At 59.5% G+C, this 18,246-nt stretch carries 15 protein-coding genes, 1 tRNA gene and 1 pseudogene; 16 read left to right on the top strand and 1 reads right to left on the bottom strand.

Annotated elements, in window-relative coordinates; genetic code table 11:
- The 12 genes and pseudogenes from FHX03_RS34010 to rpoC all read left to right on the top strand — a co-directional run.
- Positions 1–94 (top strand): annotated as a pseudogene (locus FHX03_RS34010) (elongation factor Tu); the annotation flags it as partial.
- 204 nt (positions 95–298) lie between these two features.
- Positions 299–433, top strand: coding sequence for a hypothetical protein (locus FHX03_RS34955; RefSeq protein ID WP_281413193.1), 135 nt, complete (start codon positions 299–301; stop codon positions 431–433).
- A 170-nt stretch (positions 434–603) separates the two neighbouring features.
- Positions 604–1,497, top strand: a complete 894-nt coding sequence (locus FHX03_RS34005) for an NAD-dependent epimerase/dehydratase family protein (RefSeq protein WP_097630071.1) — start codon at positions 604–606, stop codon at positions 1,495–1,497.
- Between the two features lie 167 nt (positions 1,498–1,664).
- Positions 1,665–1,740: transfer RNA gene (locus tag FHX03_RS34000), tRNA-Trp, on the top strand.
- A gap of 194 nt (positions 1,741–1,934) precedes the next feature.
- Positions 1,935–2,135: a preprotein translocase subunit SecE gene (gene secE, locus FHX03_RS33995; RefSeq protein ID WP_003547514.1), complete on the top strand. Its 201-nt coding sequence runs from the start codon at positions 1,935–1,937 to the stop codon at positions 2,133–2,135.
- 17 nt (positions 2,136–2,152) lie between these two features.
- On the top strand, positions 2,153–2,683 hold the full coding sequence (nusG, locus tag FHX03_RS33990; RefSeq protein ID WP_003573823.1) for a transcription termination/antitermination protein NusG: 531 nt from the start codon (positions 2,153–2,155) through the stop codon (positions 2,681–2,683).
- Positions 2,684–2,860: 177 nt separating this feature from the next.
- Positions 2,861–3,292, top strand: coding sequence for a 50S ribosomal protein L11 (gene rplK / locus FHX03_RS33985; protein WP_003547518.1), 432 nt, complete (start codon positions 2,861–2,863; stop codon positions 3,290–3,292).
- A gap of 4 nt (positions 3,293–3,296) precedes the next feature.
- On the top strand, positions 3,297–3,998 hold the full coding sequence (rplA, locus tag FHX03_RS33980) for a 50S ribosomal protein L1 (RefSeq protein ID WP_049734093.1): 702 nt from the start codon (positions 3,297–3,299) through the stop codon (positions 3,996–3,998).
- Positions 3,999–4,327: 329 nt separating this feature from the next.
- On the top strand, positions 4,328–4,846 hold the full coding sequence (gene rplJ / locus FHX03_RS33975; RefSeq protein ID WP_003587203.1) for a 50S ribosomal protein L10: 519 nt from the start codon (positions 4,328–4,330) through the stop codon (positions 4,844–4,846).
- Positions 4,847–4,904: 58 nt separating this feature from the next.
- Entirely contained in the window at positions 4,905–5,282 is a 378-nt protein-coding gene (rplL, locus tag FHX03_RS33970; protein ID WP_064838108.1) for a 50S ribosomal protein L7/L12, read from the top strand.
- A gap of 261 nt (positions 5,283–5,543) precedes the next feature.
- Complete coding sequence (gene rpoB, locus FHX03_RS33965) at positions 5,544–9,683, top strand: DNA-directed RNA polymerase subunit beta (RefSeq protein WP_097630070.1); 4,140 nt, start codon at positions 5,544–5,546, stop codon at positions 9,681–9,683.
- Between the two features lie 190 nt (positions 9,684–9,873).
- The gene (gene rpoC / locus FHX03_RS33960) at positions 9,874–14,082 is read left to right on the top strand and encodes a DNA-directed RNA polymerase subunit beta' (protein ID WP_097630069.1); all 4,209 of its coding nucleotides are present in this window, start codon (positions 9,874–9,876) and stop codon (positions 14,080–14,082) included.
- Positions 14,083–14,244: 162 nt separating this feature from the next.
- On the opposite strand, the gene FHX03_RS33955 is transcribed toward rpoC, so the two are convergent.
- Complete coding sequence (locus FHX03_RS33955; protein ID WP_003587200.1) at positions 14,245–14,538, bottom strand: hypothetical protein; 294 nt, start codon at positions 14,536–14,538, stop codon at positions 14,245–14,247.
- Positions 14,539–15,036: 498 nt separating this feature from the next.
- Between FHX03_RS33955 and rpsL the strand changes: the two genes are divergently transcribed.
- From rpsL to FHX03_RS33935, 4 genes are all read left to right on the top strand, one after another.
- The gene (gene rpsL, locus FHX03_RS33950; RefSeq protein WP_003547537.1) at positions 15,037–15,408 is read left to right on the top strand and encodes a 30S ribosomal protein S12; all 372 of its coding nucleotides are present in this window, start codon (positions 15,037–15,039) and stop codon (positions 15,406–15,408) included.
- A 77-nt stretch (positions 15,409–15,485) separates the two neighbouring features.
- Positions 15,486–15,956, top strand: coding sequence for a 30S ribosomal protein S7 (gene rpsG, locus FHX03_RS33945; RefSeq protein ID WP_003578662.1), 471 nt, complete (start codon positions 15,486–15,488; stop codon positions 15,954–15,956).
- Between the two features lie 29 nt (positions 15,957–15,985).
- Positions 15,986–18,085, top strand: coding sequence for an elongation factor G (fusA, locus tag FHX03_RS33940; protein ID WP_097630068.1), 2,100 nt, complete (start codon positions 15,986–15,988; stop codon positions 18,083–18,085).
- A 68-nt stretch (positions 18,086–18,153) separates the two neighbouring features.
- Positions 18,154–18,246, top strand: a 93-nt coding sequence (locus FHX03_RS33935; RefSeq protein WP_018010120.1) for a GTP-binding protein, incomplete at its 3' end; no start/stop codon positions are given.

Genomic DNA, 18,246 nt, shown 5'->3' with positions numbered 1-18,246 from the left:
CGTTCCGATCGCGATGGAAGAAAAGCTGCGCTTCGCGATCCGTGAAGGCGGCCGCACCGTCGGCGCCGGTATCGTCGCTTCGATCGTCGAGTAATCCTGGGATTACCCGAAATTCAGGAAAAACCCCGCTGGAAACGGCGGGGTTTTTTCGTTTTGATGCCTGTTTGAGGGATTAACAGGTGTTGTAAAAATATCGTTAAATATGCCCGTCACAGTATTTTGTTCATCTCACATTCAGAAACCAGTTGTGATTGGTTCATTTTAGTCCAGACTCCTTCATGCAAAGAGGAGAGCCCGGATGATTCCAAAGGCCACGTTCGCTGCGACCATATTCGCGATGTATGTTTTCACGATGTTTTTCATCGCTGCAATTCCGCAGGAGGTTGTTCAGGCAGCCGGAGTGCAGATCAGTGACGTAACCGTCGTTAAGTGACGATTTCAGCAGTTCACCGCAGGCGTCTGCGGTGAACGGAAATGATCGGCCAGGCGCCCCGGATAGGCTGCTCCTGGCGACGCGGGGGTGAACCCTTGCAGGACGCTCGCTTGCTCTTCGCGCGGAAGCGTCTAACTATGCCTCCGATTTGATGATGCGGAGGATATTCCATGAAGAAGCGAATTCTGTTTACGGGCGGTTCGGGCAAGGCAGGTCGCCATGCCGTGCCATGGCTCGTCAATGCGGGTTACGAGGTTCACAACCTCGATCTGGTGCCGCTGGACAGTCCCGGCGTCACCAATCTCATTGCCGACATCACCGATAGCGGTCAGGTCTTCAATGCGTTGTCGATGCACCGGGATTTTCCCGATCTCGATGCGGGCAGGGGCGTGCAACCCTTCGATGCCGTCGTGCATTTCGCCGCCATCCCGCGCATTCTGATCAAACCCGACAATGAGACTTTCCGCATCAATACGATGGGCACTTATAATGTCATCGAGGCGGCGGTGAAGCTCGGCATCAGGAAGATTATCGTCGCATCCAGCGAGACGACCTACGGGGTCTGCTTCGCCGAAGGTCATCGCGATTTCCATCAGTTCCCGCTGGAGGAAGACTACGACGTCAATCCGATGGATTCTTACGGGCTTTCCAAGGTGGTCAACGAAAAGACGGCGCGTGCCTTTGCCGAGCGTTCGGGGTTCGACATCTATGCGCTGCGCATCGGCAACGTCATCGAGCCGCACGAATATGAGAGGTTTCCCACCTATTTCGCCAATCCCGAGATGCGCAAGCGCATTGCCTGGAGCTATATCGACGCCCGCGATCTCGGACAGATCTGCCATCTCTGCATCGAAAAGGACGGTCTCGGCTATCAGGTCTTCAACGCGGCCAACGACACCGTCTCGGCCAATACGCCGTCGAGGGAGCTTGCCAAGCGATTCTTCCCCAACGTGCCCTTCACCCGGGAGATCGGCGAATATGAAGGCCTGCTCTCCAACCGCAAGATTCGCGAAGTGCTGGGTTTTAAAGAAGAGCACGATTGGCGGAAATACGTGAAGGTCTGAACCCATATCGGTGGCGCGATGAGCAAGCCGATCGCTCGCATATGCGCAGAATGGCTATGAAAAACGAAAATCGTGCTTGCCAATCCGCCGTCGCCGTCTTAAAGGGAGCGCCATGCTTTTCAGCAGCGATTTGCGGGCCTTGGCCCAGCGCTGAATGAGCGGCATGAAGGGGTATAGCTCAGTTGGTAGAGCGGCGGTCTCCAAAACCGCAGGTCGTAGGTTCGAGCCCTACTGCCCCTGCCATTTTCCTTGATGCGGGAGAGCGCGGACGTGCTCGCGGCATTCCGGCCGGGGATCGATGGGCGGTGACTAATTTCGTTAAACTTCGGTTTCCCTCTTGTCTATTCGGGAATCGGTGTTTATTTAGGGTTCAACAGACACGCGGTGCGTGGGGCTGATAGTTTCAGCTTTACGCGCCGTAATTGCGTGGGCAGTCGATGGCATCAAAATCCAATCCGTTTGCGTTTCTGCAGCAGGTTCGCTCCGAGACGTCCAAAGTTACATGGCCGTCGCGCCGCGAGACGATGATCTCGACGGTCATGGTGCTTGTGATGGTGGTTTTCGCCGCGCTGTTTTTCTTTGCCGCTGACCAGCTGATCGGCTGGGCTCTGAGCTTCGTGCTCAATACCGGCAACTGATACGGGTGGAGATGAAAATGGCGGCACGTTGGTACATCGTCCACGCATATTCAAATTTTGAAAAGAAGGTTGCTGAAGACATCGAGAACAAGGCTCGCCAGAAGGGGCTTGAGCACCTGTTCGAGAAAATCCTCGTGCCGACCGAAAAGGTGGTGGAAGTGCGTCGCGGCCGCAAGGTCGACAGCGAGCGCAAGTTCTTCCCGGGCTATGTCATGGTTCGCGCCAATCTGACGGATGAAGCCTACCATCTGATCAAGAATACGCCGAAGGTCACAGGCTTCCTCGGCTCCGATAATAAGCCCGTTCCGATTCCGGATCATGAAGCCGAGCGCATTCTCGGCCAGGTCCAGGAAGGTGTCGAGCGGCCGAAGGCCTCCATTACCTTCGAGATCGGCGAGCAGGTTCGCGTTTCCGACGGCCCGTTCGCGTCGTTCAACGGCACGGTTCAGGATGTGGACGAAGAGCGTTCGCGCCTGAAGGTTGAAGTGTCGATCTTCGGCCGCGCAACGCCGGTCGAGTTGGAATACGCTCAGGTCGAGAAGGTCTGATTGTAAGAGATTGGAAGCAGGCCCTTGCGGCCGGTTTCCTGCGGACCTTGTCCGCACCCGCGTGGAAGGTGAGGGGTCTTAGCCGGACCCTAATGATCCGCACCACGCAACCGCAGCCGCCGGAGAGATCCGGCATCACGGGCCGGGCGACCGGCCGTTCATGAAAGGCAGAGAGATATGGCTAAGAAAGTTGCAGGCCAGCTCAAGCTTCAGGTCAAGGCAGGATCGGCAAACCCGTCCCCGCCGATTGGTCCGGCGCTTGGTCAGCGTGGCATTAACATCATGGAATTCTGCAAGGCGTTCAATGCCGCCACGCAGGAAATGGAAAAGGGTATGCCGATCCCGGTCGTCATCACCTATTACCAGGACAAGTCCTTCACCTTCGCGATGAAGCAGCCTCCGGTCAGCTACTGGCTGAAGAAGGAAGCGAAGATCACGTCCGGTTCCAAGACGCCCGGCAAGGGCGCCAAGGCCGGCTCCCTCACCAAGGCTCAGATCAAGTCGATCGCAGAAGCCAAGATGAAGGATCTGAACGCAGCGGATATCGAAGGTGCAATGGCGATGATCGAGGGCTCTGCCCGCGCCATGGGCCTGGAAGTGGTGGGTTAAGATCATGGCTGGTAAGCGCACGCAGAAGATCAACGAAGGTGTTGATCCCACTAAGCTCTACGCTCTGAGCCTGGCTATCGGCATGGTCAAGGAACGGGCTGTCGCCAAGTTCGACGAAACAATCGAGGTCTCGATGAACCTCGGCGTCGACCCGCGCCATGCGGACCAGATGGTTCGCGGCGTCGTCAACCTGCCGAACGGCACGGGCCGCACGGTTCGCGTCGCCGTCTTCGCTCGTGGCGTCAAGGCCGATGAAGCCAAGGCTGCCGGTGCCGATATCGTCGGCGCTGAAGACCTCGTCGAAATCGTCCAGGGTGGCAAGATCGAATTCGATCGCTGCATCGCCACCCCCGACATGATGCCGCTCGTCGGCCGTCTCGGTAAGGTTCTCGGCCCCCGCGGCATGATGCCGAACCCGAAGGTCGGCACCGTCACCATGGATGTCGCCGGAGCCGTCAAGGCTTCCAAGGGCGGCGCTGTCGAGTTCCGCGTCGAGAAGGCTGGTATCGTCCATGCCGGCATCGGCAAGGCCTCTTTCGACGCCAAGGCTCTGGAAGAAAACATCCGCGCCTTTGCTGACGCCGTCATCAAGGCGAAGCCGGCTGGCGCCAAGGGCAACTACGTCAAGCGCGTGGCGATTTCCTCGACCATGGGCCCGGGCGTCAAGATTGAAGTCGGCTCGGTCACCGCAGCTCCGACTGCATAAGTTGATTGCCGGACCTCGGTCCGGTCACTGAAATTCCGGCCTCGCAAGGGGCCGGAATATTCCGGAGAAATCCGGAATCCTGTCCGAGATTGCAGGTGGTTTTCCCTTAATCACTTCGCCTGCATGAGACGGGTAAGACCCGAATTTCATGAAGTTCGCTTCTAGGAAATCGGTTCGAGCCTTGGATGCCTTGTGCCTCTTTAGCCTTGATTGGCGCGGGAGCGCGGGGGGACAGGATCCTCAAGCGTCGCTTGGGATCTCACATGATCCCGGGAGGCAAAAGGCAACCCGGCGGGCCCGTTTTCGGTCCCGCCAACTGGAGATAGGCAGTGGAAAGAGCGGAAAAACGCGAATTCGTCACGGAACTGAACGAAGTCTTCAAGGCTTCGGGCTCAGTTGTCGTGGCCCACTATGCTGGTGCCACAGTCGCGCAGATGAACGACTTTCGTTCGAAGATGCGTGCAGCTGGCGGTACCGTCAAAGTCGCGAAGAACCGCCTGGCCAAAATTGCCCTTCAGGGTACGGAAGCGGAAGGGATCACTGATCTCTTCAAGGGTCAGACGCTGATTGCATACAGCACCGATCCGATCACCGCTCCGAAGGTCGTCATGGACTTCGCCAAGACCAACGACAAGATCGTTGTTCTGGGCGGCGCCATGGGAACAACCACGCTCAACGCCGATGCAGTCAAGTCGCTTGCGACCCTGCCTTCGCTCGATGAGCTGCGTGCGAAGCTGCTGGGCATGATCCAGACACCGGCTACCCGCATCGCTGGGGTTGTTGCAGCACCGGCAAGCCAGCTTGCTCGCGTGTTCGCGGCTTACGCCAAGAAGGACGAAGCCGCTTAAGGCGGTTTTTCGCTGTTTATAATCAACCGGTTCGAACCGAACAAAAGGAACTAGTAAAATGGCTGATCTCGCAAAGATCGTTGACGACCTCTCCGCTCTGACCGTTCTGGAAGCTGCAGAACTGTCGAAGCTTCTCGAAGAAAAGTGGGGCGTTTCCGCTGCTGCTCCGGTAGCTGTTGCTGCCGCTGCTGGTGGTGCTGGCCCGGCTGTCGTTGAAGAAGAAAAGACCGAATTCGACGTTATCCTCGTCGACGCCGGTGCCAACAAGATCAACGTCATCAAGGAAGTCCGCGCCATCACCGGTCTCGGCCTCAAGGAAGCCAAGGACCTCGTCGAAGGCGCTCCGAAGGCTGTCAAGGAAGGCGTCAACAAGGCTGAAGCCGCTGACATCAAGAAGAAGCTTGAAGACGCTGGCGCCAAGGCCGACGTCAAGTAATCTTGAAACGCTTTTGGGAGGCAGTCTTTGCTGCCTCCCATTTGCCGTTTTTCTGAACGAATTACCCAAAAGCCGCGTCAAACCGGCTTTTGGGTAATGGGTTCTTCAAAAGGATAGTCTCGCATCGAGGGCAGCACAGCAATCCGAGCTGAGCGTTTTCGGGTGTCGGACGAGATTGGATGACTCATTGATAGACGGGATCGACTGGCCATCGGTTCCCGTCCGTTGCAGGCCCGGGTGCAAGATTTTGAAGGAGCGACGATGGCTCAGACCCTTTCGTTCAACGGTCGTAGGCGCGTACGCAAGTTTTTTGGTAAGATCCCCGAAGTCGCAGAAATGCCGAACCTCATCGAGGTTCAGAAGGCGTCCTACGACCAGTTTTTGATGGTTGAAGAGCCGAAAGGCGGCCGGCCCGACGAGGGCCTTCAAGCCGTTTTCAAGTCGGTTTTCCCGATCACCGATTTTTCCGGCGCTTCGATGCTGGAATTCGTATCCTACGAGTTCGAACCGCCGAAGTTCGACGTTGACGAATGCCGTCAGCGCGACCTGACCTATGCGGCACCCCTGAAGGTGACGCTGCGCCTGATCGTGTTCGATATCGACGAGGATACGGGCGCGAAGTCGATCAAGGACATCAAGGAACAGTCCGTCTACATGGGCGACATGCCGCTCATGACCAACAACGGCACGTTCATCGTCAACGGCACCGAGCGCGTCATCGTTTCCCAGATGCACCGTTCGCCGGGCGTCTTCTTCGATCACGACAAGGGCAAGAGCCATTCTTCCGGCAAGCTGCTCTTTGCTGCCCGCGTCATCCCTTATCGCGGTTCCTGGCTCGATATCGAATTCGACGCCAAGGATATCGTCTACGCCCGTATCGACCGTCGCCGTAAGATCCCTGTCACGTCGCTGCTGATGGCGCTCGGCATGGACGGCGAGGAAATCCTCGACACCTTCTACACGAAGTCGCTCTACAAGCGCGACGGCGAAGGCTGGCGTATTCCCTTCAAGCCGGAAACGCTGAAGGGCGCCAAGGCGATCACCGAGATGGTTGACGCCGATACCGGCGAAGTCGTCGTCGAAGCCGGCAAGAAGCTGACCCCGCGCCTGCTGCGCCAGCTGTCAGACAAGGGCCTGAAGGCGCTGAAGGCCGCTGACGACGATCTCTACGGCAACTATCTCGCCGGCGACATCGTCAACTACTCCACCGGTGAAATCTACCTCGAAGCCGGCGACGAAATCGACGAGAAGACGCTCGGCATCATCCTGGCGAACGGCTTCGACGAGATCCCGGTTCTTGGCATCGACCACATCAATGTCGGCGCCTATATCCGCAACACGCTTTCGGCCGACAAGAACGAGAACCGTCAGGACGCTCTGTTCGACATCTACCGTGTCATGCGTCCGGGCGAGCCGCCGACCATGGAATCGGCCGAAGCCATGTTCAACTCGCTGTTCTTCGATGCGGAGCGTTACGACCTCTCCGCCGTCGGCCGCGTCAAGATGAACATGCGTCTCGACCTGACCGTCGAAGACACCGTCCGCATCCTGCGCAAGGACGACATCCTGGCCGTGGTCAGGATGCTGGTCGAACTGCGCGACGGCAAGGGCGAGATCGACGACATCGACAACCTCGGCAACCGCCGCGTCCGCTCGGTCGGCGAGCTGATGGAAAACCAGTACCGTCTCGGCCTGCTCCGCATGGAGCGTGCGATCAAGGAACGCATGTCCTCGATCGAGATCGACACGGTCATGCCGCAGGATCTGATCAACGCCAAGCCGGCGGCTGCCGCCGTGCGCGAATTCTTCGGTTCCTCGCAGCTCTCGCAGTTCATGGACCAGGTCAACCCGCTCTCGGAAATCACCCACAAGCGCCGTCTGTCGGCTCTTGGCCCGGGTGGTCTGACCCGTGAGCGCGCCGGCTTCGAAGTCCGCGACGTGCATCCGACGCACTACGGCCGTATTTGCCCGATCGAAACGCCTGAGGGCCCGAACATCGGTCTGATCAACTCGCTTGCGACCTTTGCCCGCGTCAACAAGTACGGCTTCATCGAAAGCCCGTACCGCCGTATCGTCGACGGCAAGGTGACGAGCGACGTGCTCTACCTGTCCGCCATGGAAGAGGCGAAGTACTACGTCGCCCAGGCCAACGCCGAAATGAACGCCGACGGTTCCTTCGTCGACGAGTTCGTCGTCTGCCGTCATGCCGGCGAAGTCATGCTCGCACCCCGCGACAGCATGAACCTGATGGACGTTTCGCCGAAGCAGGTCGTTTCGGTCGCAGCCGCGCTCATCCCGTTCCTGGAAAATGACGACGCCAACCGCGCGCTCATGGGCTCGAACATGCAGCGTCAGGCCGTGCCGCTGCTGCGTGCCGAAGCCCCGTTCGTCGGTACCGGCATGGAGCCGGTCGTTGCCCGTGACTCCGGCGCCGCCATCGGCGCGCGCCGCGGCGGGGTGGTCGACCAGGTCGACGCGACGCGTATCGTTATCCGCGCCACCGAAGACCTCGAAGCCGGCAAATCCGGCGTCGATATCTACCGCCTGCAGAAGTTCCAGCGTTCGAACCAGAACACCTGCGTCAACCAGCGTCCGCTGGTCACCGTCGGTGACGAGGTCAACCGCGGCGACATCCTGGCCGACGGCCCGTCGACCGATCTCGGCGACCTGGCGCTCGGCCGCAACGCGCTCGTCGCGTTCATGCCCTGGAACGGCTACAACTACGAAGACTCGATCCTGCTCTCCGAGCGTATCGTTGCCGACGACGTGTTCACTTCCATCCACATCGAGGAATTCGAAGTGATGGCGCGCGACACCAAGCTTGGTCCTGAGGAAATCACCCGCGACATTCCGAACGTTTCGGAAGAAGCGCTGAAGAACCTCGACGAAGCCGGCATCGTCTACATCGGCGCCGAAGTTCAGCCGGGCGATATCCTCGTCGGCAAGATCACGCCGAAGGGCGAAAGCCCGATGACGCCGGAAGAAAAGCTTCTGCGCGCCATCTTCGGCGAAAAGGCCTCCGACGTGCGCGACACTTCCATGCGCATGCCGCCCGGCACCTACGGCACGATCGTCGAAGTCCGCGTCTTCAACCGCCATGGCGTCGAGAAGGACGAGCGCGCGATGGCAATCGAGCGCGAAGAGATCGAACGTCTTGCAAAGGACCGCGACGACGAGCAGGCGATCCTCGACCGTAACGTCTACGGCCGTCTGATCGAAATGCTGCGCGGCCAGGCCTCCATCGCCGGCCCGAAGGGCTTCAAGAAGGGCACCGAGCTTTCGAACGCCGTCGTCTCCGAATATCCCCGCTCGCAGTGGTGGATGTTCGCCGTCGAGGACGAGAAGGTTCAGAGCGAGCTCGAAGCCCTTCGCGGCCAGTACGACGAATCCAAGTCGCGCCTTGAACAGCGCTTCATGGACAAGGTCGAGAAGGTCCAGCGCGGCGATGAAATGCCTCCTGGCGTCATGAAGATGGTCAAGGTCTTCGTCGCCGTGAAGCGCAAGATCCAGCCGGGCGACAAGATGGCCGGCCGTCACGGGAACAAGGGCGTCGTCTCGCGCATTGTGCCTGTCGAGGACATGCCGTTCCTCGAAGACGGCACGCATGTCGACGTCGTTCTGAACCCGCTCGGCGTTCCCTCGCGTATGAACGTCGGCCAGATCCTCGAAACCCACCTGGGTTGGGCTTGCGCCGGCATGGGTCGCCAGATCGGCGAACTGATCGACGCATACAAGGCCAATGGCAACATCGAGCCGCTGCGCAAGACCATCGGCGATGTCGTCGGTGACGGTCCGAAGGCCGAACAGGTCCAGGATTTCGACGACGACTCGGTTCTGCGTCTCGCCGACCAGTGGAAGCGTGGCGTTTCGATTGCAACGCCTGTCTTCGACGGCGCCAACGAAGCCGACGTCAACGACATGCTGCGTCTGGCAGGTCTCAAGGATACCGGCCAGTCGACGCTCTATGACGGCCGTACCGGCGAGCAGTTCGACCGCCAGGTGACCGTGGGCTACATCTACATGCTGAAGCTCAACCACCTGGTCGACGACAAGATCCATGCCCGTTCGATCGGTCCTTACTCGCTCGTGACCCAGCAACCGCTGGGCGGCAAGGCGCAGTTCGGCGGTCAGCGCTTCGGCGAAATGGAAGTCTGGGCGCTCGAAGCTTACGGCGCGGCCTACACGCTGCAGGAAATGCTGACGGTGAAGTCGGACGACGTCGCCGGCCGCACCAAGGTCTACGAAGCCATCGTCCGCGGCGACGACACGTTCGAAGCCGGTATTCCGGAAAGCTTCAACGTTCTTGTCAAGGAAATGCGCTCGCTGGGCCTCAGCGTCGAGCTCGAAAACACCAAGCTTGACGAGGCGCAGGCAGCGCAGCTGCCCGACGCGGCCGAGTAAGCACCTGATAGGGCGTGCGCTGCCAATGCGGCGCACGCCGGTCCCGCCGGGCGCCGTATCCGTATCGGCCCTGCAGGGAAGTTTCGCCGCATCTTGCGGTTATTCTCGTTTAAGCGAGGGAGGCGGCTCCCGGGAATTTGCCGCCGACCATCGCATTTTGAGGGCGCTTTAGCCCATGAAGGAGACAGGCATGAACCAAGAGGTCATGAATCTTTTCAATCCGCAGGTGCCTGCACAGAATTTCGATTCCATTCGGATTTCGATCGCATCTCCGGAGAAGATCCTCTCCTGGTCTTACGGTGAGATCAAGAAGCCGGAAACCATCAACTACCGCACGTTCAAGCCGGAACGCGACGGTCTGTTCTGCGCGCGCATCTTCGGGCCGATCAAGGACTACGAATGCCTGTGCGGCAAGTACAAGCGCATGAAGTACAAGGGCATCATCTGCGAAAAGTGCGGCGTCGAAGTCACGCTGTCGCGCGTTCGCCGTGAGCGCATGGGCCATATCGAGCTCGCCGCTCCCGTTGCCCATATCTGGTTCCTGAAGTCGCTGCCGTCGCGCATTTCGACGCTGCTCGACATGACGCTGAAGGATGTCGAGCGCGTCCTCTATTTCGAAAACTACATCGTCACCGAGCCGGGCCTGACTGCTTTGAAGGAGCACCAGCTCCTCTCGGAAGAAGAGTATATGCTGGCCGTTGACGAATACGGCGAAGACCAGTTCACCGCGATGATCGGCGCTGAGGCGATCTACGAGATGCTGGCCTCGATGAACCTCGAAAAGATCGCTGGCGACCTGCGCTCCGAGCTTGCCGACACCACGTCGGATCTCAAGCAGAAGAAGCTGATGAAGCGCCTGAAGATCGTCGAGAACTTCATGGAGTCGGGCAACCGTCCGGAATGGATGATCATGAAGGTCGTTCCGGTCATCCCGCCGGATCTGCGTCCACTGGTGCCGCTCGACGGCGGCCGTTTCGCGACGTCGGATCTGAACGACCTCTACCGCCGCGTCATCAACCGCAACAACCGTCTGAAGCGCCTTATCGAGCTTCGTGCGCCCGGCATCATCATCCGCAACGAAAAGCGCATGCTGCAGGAATCGGTTGACGCGCTGTTCGACAACGGCCGTCGCGGCCGCGTCATCACCGGCGCCAACAAGCGTCCGCTGAAGTCGCTCTCCGACATGCTGAAGGGCAAGCAGGGCCGCTTCCGCCAGAACCTGCTCGGCAAGCGCGTCGACTATTCCGGCCGTTCGGTCATCGTCACCGGTCCGGAACTGAAGCTGCACCAGTGCGGCCTGCCGAAGAAGATGGCGCTCGAGCTCTTCAAGCCGTTCATCTACGCCCGCCTCGACGCCAAGGGTTACTCCTCGACCGTCAAGCAGGCCAAGAAACTGGTCGAAAAGGAAAAGCCTGAAGTCTGGGATATCCTCGACGAGGTCATCCGCGAGCATCCGGTTCTGCTGAACCGCGCACCGACGCTGCACCGCCTGGGCATCCAGGCCTTCGAACCCACCCTGGTCGAAGGCAAGGCGATCCAGCTGCATCCGCTCGTCTGCACGGCCTTCAACGCCGACTTCGACGGCGACCAGATGGCCGTTCACGTGCCGCTGTCGCTCGAAGCCCAGCTCGAAGCCCGCGTGCTGATGATGTCGACCAACAACATCCTGCATCCGGCCAACGGCGCGCCGATCATCGTTCCCTCGCAGGACATGGTTCTCGGCCTCTATTACCTGTCGATCCTGAACCAGAACGAACCGGGCGAAGGCATGGCCTTCTCCGATCTCGGCGAACTGCATCATGCTCTTGAAAGCAAGGTCGTGACGCTGCACACCAAGATCCGCGGCCGTTTCAAGTCGGTCGACGAGGATGGCAAGCCCTACTCGAAGATCTATGAGACGACGCCTGGCCGTCTGCTCATCGGCGAACTGCTGCCGAAGAACGGCAAGGTGCCCTTTGACATCTGCAATCAGGAAATGACCAAGAAGAACATCTCCAAGATGATCGACACGGTCTACCGCCATTGCGGCCAGAAGGACACGGTCATCTTCTGCGACCGCATCATGCAGCTCGGCTTCTCCCATGCCTGCCGCGCCGGCATTTCGTTCGGCAAGGACGACATGGTCATTCCCGATGCCAAGGCGAAGATCGTTGCCGACACCGAAAGCCTGGTGAAGGAATACGAGCAGCAGTACAATGACGGCCTGATCACTCAGGGCGAAAAGTACAACAAGGTTGTCGACGCCTGGGGCAAGGCTACCGAAAAGGTCGCCGAAGAGATGATGGCCCGCATCAAGGCGGTCGAATTCGACGAGAACACCGGCCGTCAGAAGCCGATGAACTCGATCTACATGATGAGCCATTCCGGCGCCCGCGGTTCTCCGAACCAGATGCGCCAGCTGGGCGGCATGCGCGGCCTGATGGCCAAGCCGTCGGGTGAAATCATCGAGACGCCGATCATCTCGAACTTCAAGGAAGGCCTGACCGTCAACGAGTACTTCAACTCGACCCACGGCGCCCGCAAGGGTCTGGCAGATACCGCCTTGAAGACCGCCAACTCAGGTTACCTGACCCGCCGTCTCGTCGACGTCGCGCAGGATTGCATCGTCACGCACGTCGATTGCGGCACCGAAACCGGCCTCACCATGACCGCCATCGTTGATGCCGGTCAGGTTGTCGCCTCGCTCGGCGCCCGCATCCTCGGTCGCACGGCGCTCGACGATATCGATCATCCGGTCACCGGCGAGCGCATCGTCGATGCCGGCAAGATGATCCTCGAGCCCGATGTCATCGAGATCGAGAAGGCCGGTATCCAGTCGATCCGCATCCGCTCGGCGCTGACCTGCGAAATCCAGACGGGCGTCTGCTCGGTCTGCTACGGTCGCGACCTGGCCCGCGGTACGCCGGTCAACATGGGCGAAGCCGTCGGCGTCATCGCCGCTCAGTCGATCGGTGAACCGGGCACCCAGCTCACCATGCGTACCTTCCACCTTGGCGGTACGGCAACCGTGGTCGATCAGTCGTTCCTGGAAGCCTCGTACGAAGGTACGGTGCAGATCAAGAACCGCAACATCCTGCGTAACTCCGATGGCAACCTCGTTGCCATGGGCCGCAACATGACCGTCCAGATCCTGGACGAGCGTGGCGTGGAACGGTCGTCGCAGCGTGTCGCCTACGGTTCGAAGCTGCATGTCGACGAAGGCGACAAGGTCAAGCGCGGCCAGCGTCTGGCGGAGTGGGATCCTTACACCCGTCCGATGATGACCGAAGTGGCTGGTACCGTTCAGTTCGAAGATCTGGTCGATGGTCTCTCCGTTCTGGAAGCCACCGACGAATCCACCGGCATCACCAAGCGTCAGGTCATCGACTGGCGTTCGACCCCGCGCGGTTCGGACCTCAAGCCGGCGATCGTCATCAAGGATGCCAGCGGCAATGTCGCGAAGCTTTCGCGTGGCGGTGACGCCCGCTTCCTGCTCTCGGTCGACGCTATTCTGTCGGTCGAGCCGGGCACCAAGGTCTCCCAGGGTGACGTTCTCGCGCGTTCGCCGCTGGAAAGCGCCAAGACCAAGGACATCACCGGCGGTCTGCCGCGTGTTGCCGAGCTCTTCGAAGCCCGCCGTCCGAAGGACCATGCCATCATCGCAGAGATCGATGGTACGATCCGCCTCGGCCGCGACTACAAGAACAAGCGCCGCGTCATCATCGAGCCGGCGGAAGACGGTGTCGAGCCTGTCGAATACCTGATCCCGAAGGGCAAGCCCTTCCACCTTCAGGAAGGCGACTATATCGAAAAGGGTGACTACATCCTCGACGGTAACCCGGCTCCGCACGACATCCTGGCGATCAAGGGCGTGGAGGCTCTGGCCTCCTACCTCGTCAACGAGATCCAGGAAGTCTACCGCTTGCAGGGCGTTGTCATCAACGACAAGCACATCGAGGTGATCGTCCGTCAGATGCTGCAGAAGGTGGAAATCACCGATGCAGGCGACTCGACCTATATCGTCGGCGACAATGTCGACCGGATCGAGCTCGAAGACGTCAACGATCACCTGATCGAGCAGGGCAAGAAGCCGGCCTACGGCGATCCGGTTCTTCTCGGCATCACCAAGGCGTCGCTGCAGACCCCGTCCTTCATCTCGGCCGCATCCTTCCAGGAAACGACCAAGGTGCTGACGGAAGCTGCGATCGCCGGCAAGACCGACGGCCTGCAGGGTCTGAAGGAAAACGTCATCGTCGGCCGTCTGATCCCGGCCGGCACCGGTGGCACCATGACCCAGATCCGTCGTATCGCCACGTCGCGCGACGAACTGATCCTCGAAGAGCGCCGCAAGGGCACGGGTGCTGCCGTTGCCACGCCGATGCTGCAGGACATGGCCGAAAAGGCTCCGGCTGCAGAATAATCCGCAGCCGACGACCACCACTCAGGTGGCACGCGAATTGAAAAACCGCCCGGAGCGATCCGGGCGGTTTTCGTTTTTGGTCTGCATTGATTGGTTGGGGGAGGGAAGGTGCTCCTTCCGCTTATACTGCCTTTGCGACCCGCAGCGTCAGCGGCGGCTCCTTCAGTTGAAGCGGATGATGGCGACCTCGCCGTCGACGGCACCCTGGTAAGCAGAGGCGTGCGGCTCTTCGGCGGGCACCTCGGTCAGCATGCCGATCTGGTCGAGATCGGCCTCGATGAAGCCTTCCTCGGCAAGGGCGTTCAGGGCCTCGCGGACAGCCGTGTCGTCGTCGGGCGCCTTCAGCATGATGTGCAGGTCGATGCCTTCGCTGTCGTCGGACTCGTAGCCTTTGCCGATGATGATGAAGACCATCGGTCCGTCGAAATTATTGTCGTTATCAGGTGTCGTAATCATCGCCTGTCCTTCGGCTCTTTGACGATTCGGTCGCTCGAATCCTGCTGTGAGGGCCGCACGCCGCAATTGCTGATTCCTTAACTGCTTTTGCCGCGATGCCCAAGTTTTTATCTTGGTGCACGGCCGCCATTTCGTCTAGAAGGATGAAATCAGGGCGTTAGGCCCGCAGATCAAGGCGATACGGCGAGTTTATTTCTTAACCGGCCTTGACGAGAGGGGTGGAAACCAGTAGTACCCCGGCCATCAGATCCCATGTGAGGCTTGGCTGTTCGGGGCGACGCGCCCTGAAGTTCACCTCAAACAAGGTTCTAAACGCACGTTGAAGTCATGATGCTGCACGCACGACGCATATTTTATGCGTCCTCTGCTCCTTGTGGTCCATCTGCGGAAGCGGATTGGGCCATATTTTGCGCATTGACGGAAAGCATGCGTCACTGCCGGAGACGGCGCGAGTTCAAGCCCGCAAGGGTACTGAGATAAAACGTAAGGGATGGTTGAATGCCTACCGTAAACCAGCTGATCCGCAAGCCTCGCCAGGCGAACGTAAAGCGTAACAAGGTTCCCGCACTCCAGGAGAACCCGCAGAAGCGCGGCGTTTGCACGCGCGTCTATACGACGACGCCGAAGAAGCCGAACTCGGCTCTGCGTAAGGTCGCAAAGATCCGCCTGACCAACGGCTTCGAAGTCATTGGTTACATCCCCGGCGAAGGTCACAACCTTCAGGAACACTCTGTCGTCATGATCCGTGGCGGCCGCGTCAAGGACCTTCCGGGTGTCCGTTATCACATCATCCGCGGCGTTCTCGATACCCAGGGTGTCAAGAACCGCAAGCAGCGCCGCTCCAAATACGGTGCGAAGCGTCCGAAGTAATTCGGTTTTGAATAATCCGGCGCTGCGCGAGGTCCTCCGCGTGATGAAGCGCCTTAACGGTTGAAGAGACGAAAACTATGTCCAGACGTCATAAAGCAGAAAAACGCGAGATCAATCCGGACCCGAAGTTCGGCGACCTCGTCGTCACCAAGTTCATGAATGCCATCATGCTCGACGGCAAGAAGTCCGTTGCTGAAAACATCGTCTATGGCGCGTTCGACGTCGTCCAGGGCAAGTCCAAGCAGGAGCCGCTCACGGTATTCCATTCTGCGCTCGACAACATTGCTCCGCACGTTGAAGTCCGCTCGCGCCGCGTCGGTGGTGCGACCTATCAGGTGCCGGTCGATGTTCGTCCGGAGCGCCGCCAGGCTCTCGCCATTCGCTGGCTGATCGCTGCCGCCCGCAAGCGCAATGAAACGACTATGGTTGACCGCCTTTCCGGCGAACTGCTCGATGCGTCCAACAACCGCGGCTCCGCCGTCAAGAAGCGCGAAGACACGCACAAGATGGCTGACGCCAACCGTGCATTCTCGCACTATCGCTGGTAATTCCGAACGGTATCGAAAGGCAGTCCACAATGGCTCGCGAATATAAGATCGAAGACTACCGTAATTTCGGTATCATGGCGCATATCGACGCCGGCAAGACCACGACCACCGAGCGTATCCTTTATTACACCGGTAAGTCGCACAAGATCGGCGAAGTCCACGACGGCGCAGCCACCATGGACTGGATGGAGCAGGAGCAGGAGCGTGGCATCACGATCACCTCCGCTGCCACCACGACCTTCTGGAAGGGCCGTGACGGCAAGATGCGCCGCTTCAACATCATCGACACCCCCGGCCACGTCGACTTCACCATCGAAGTCGAGCGTTCGCTGCGCGTTCTCGACGGCGCTATCGCGCTGCTCGATGCCAACGCCGGTGTCGAGCCGCAGACGGAAACCGTCTGGCGCCAGGCTGAGAAGTACAATGTCCCGCGGATGATCTTCTGCAACAAGATGGACAAGACGGGCGCCGACTTCTATCGCTCCGTCGAGATGATCAAGACCCGCCTCGGCGCAACGGCTGTCGTCATGCAGCTGCCGATCGGTGCTGAAACCGAGTTCAAGGGCGTTATCGACCTGATCGAGATGAACGCTCTCATTTGGCGCGACGAGTCGCTCGGCGCCCAGTGGGATGTCGTCGAGATCCCCGAGGACATGAAGGCCAAGGCCGAAGAATATCGCGAAAAGCTGATCGAAACCGTCGTCGACATCGACGAAGCCGCGATGGAAGCCTATCTCGAAGGCGTTCTGCCCGACAACGATCAGATCCGTGCGCTCGTTCGCCGCGGCACGATCGACGTCAAGTTCCACCCGATGTTCTGCGGCACCGCGTTCAAGAACAAGGGCGTGCAGCCGCTGCTCGACGCCGTCGTCGACTACCTGCCGTCGCCGATGGATATCCCGGCCATTAAGGGCATCGACTTCAAGACGGAAGCTGACATCGAGCGTCATGCCGATGACAACGAGCCGCTCTCCATGCTCGCCTTCAAGATCATGAACGACCCCTTCGTCGGTTCGCTGACCTTCGCCCGCATCTACTCCGGCAAGCTCGAAAAGGGCGCGTCGGTCATGAACACGGTCAAGGACAAGCGCGAGCGCGTCGGCCGCATGCTGCAGATGCACTCCAACTCGCGTGAAGACATCGAAGAAGCCTTCGCAGGCGACATCGTCGCTCTCGCCGGCCTCAAGGAAACCACGACGGGTGACACGCTCTGCGATCCGTTGAAGCCGGTTATCCTCGAGCGCATGGAATTCCCCGAGCCGGTCATCCAGATCGCCATCGAGCCGAAGACCAAGGGCGACCAGGAAAAGATGGGCCTTGCGCTCAACCGCCTGGCTGCAGAAGATCCGTCCTTCCGAGTCAAGACCGACCAGGAATCCGGCCAGACCATCATTGCCGGCATGGGCGAACTGCATCTCGACATCATCGTCGACCGCATGCGTCGTGAATTCAAGGTTGAAGCAACTGTCGGCGCGCCGCAGGTTGCCTATCGCGAAACCATCACGCGCCAGCACGAAGAAGACTACACGCACAAGAAGCAGTCCGGTGGTACCGGCCAGTTCGCGCGCGTCAAGATCGTCTTCGAACCGAACCCGGAAGGCGACGAATTCAAGTTCGAATCCAAGATCGTCGGCGGTTCCGTTCCGAAGGAATACATCCCCGGCGTCCAGAAGGGCATCGAAAGCGTCCTGTCTTCGGGTCCGCTCGCTGGCTTCCCGATGCTCGGCGTCAAGGCGACCCTCATCGACGGCGCTTTCCATGACGTCGACTCCTCGGTTCTCGCCTTCGAAATCGCATCGCGTGCCTGCTTCCGTGAAGCAGCCAAGAAGGCCGGCGCTCAGCTGCTCGAGCCGATGATGAAGGTCGAAGTCGTCACCCCGGAAGATTATGTCGGCGACGTCATCGGCGACCTGAACTCCCGTCGCGGTCAGATCCAGGGTCAGGAAAGCCGTGGTATCGCCGTGGTCATCAACGCGAACGTTCCGCTCGCGAACATGTTCAAGTACGTCGACAACCTGCGCTCCATGTCCCAGGGCCGCGCTCAGTACACGATGACCTTCGATCACTATTCGCCGGTCCCGTCGAACGTCGCAACTGAAATCCAGGCAAAGTATTCCGGTCAGAAGTGACCGGAATACCAATTGACCGATAACAAGAATTAGATCCCTTCGGGGACTAGCAAAACGGAGAGCCGAAAATGGCAAAGAGTAAGTTTGAGCGCAACAAGCCGCACGTCAACATTGGCACGATCGGCCACGTTGACCACGGCAAGACGTCTCTGACGGCAGCG

Source organism: Rhizobium sp. BK456, from assembly GCF_014194045.1.
Lineage (GTDB): Bacteria > Pseudomonadota > Alphaproteobacteria > Rhizobiales > Rhizobiaceae > Rhizobium > Rhizobium redzepovicii.
Note: the sequence above shows the minus strand (reverse complement) of the source record. Positions and strands in the feature narration are given on the sequence as shown.

Bases quoted from the DNA above. Each gene is read 5' to 3' on its own strand.
- FHX03_RS34955 (WP_281413193.1), top strand. From the start codon at position 299: ATGATTCCAAAGGCCACGTTCGCTGCGACCATATTCGCGATGTATGTT.
- FHX03_RS34005 (WP_097630071.1), top strand. From the start codon at position 604: ATGAAGAAGCGAATTCTGTTTACGGGCGGTTCGGGCAAGGCAGGTCGC.
- secE (WP_003547514.1), top strand. From the start codon at position 1,935: ATGGCATCAAAATCCAATCCGTTTGCGTTTCTGCAGCAGGTTCGCTCC.
- nusG (WP_003573823.1), top strand. From the start codon at position 2,153: ATGGCGGCACGTTGGTACATCGTCCACGCATATTCAAATTTTGAAAAG.
- rplK (WP_003547518.1), top strand. From the start codon at position 2,861: ATGGCTAAGAAAGTTGCAGGCCAGCTCAAGCTTCAGGTCAAGGCAGGA.
- rplA (WP_049734093.1), top strand. From the start codon at position 3,297: ATGGCTGGTAAGCGCACGCAGAAGATCAACGAAGGTGTTGATCCCACT.
- rplL (WP_064838108.1), top strand. From the start codon at position 4,905: ATGGCTGATCTCGCAAAGATCGTTGACGACCTCTCCGCTCTGACCGTT.
- rpoB (WP_097630070.1), top strand. From the start codon at position 5,544: ATGGCTCAGACCCTTTCGTTCAACGGTCGTAGGCGCGTACGCAAGTTT.
- rpoC (WP_097630069.1), top strand. From the start codon at position 9,874: ATGAACCAAGAGGTCATGAATCTTTTCAATCCGCAGGTGCCTGCACAG.
- FHX03_RS33955 (WP_003587200.1), bottom strand. From the start codon at position 14,538: ATGATTACGACACCTGATAACGACAATAATTTCGACGGACCGATGGTC.
- rpsL (WP_003547537.1), top strand. From the start codon at position 15,037: ATGCCTACCGTAAACCAGCTGATCCGCAAGCCTCGCCAGGCGAACGTA.
- rpsG (WP_003578662.1), top strand. From the start codon at position 15,486: ATGTCCAGACGTCATAAAGCAGAAAAACGCGAGATCAATCCGGACCCG.
- fusA (WP_097630068.1), top strand. From the start codon at position 15,986: ATGGCTCGCGAATATAAGATCGAAGACTACCGTAATTTCGGTATCATG.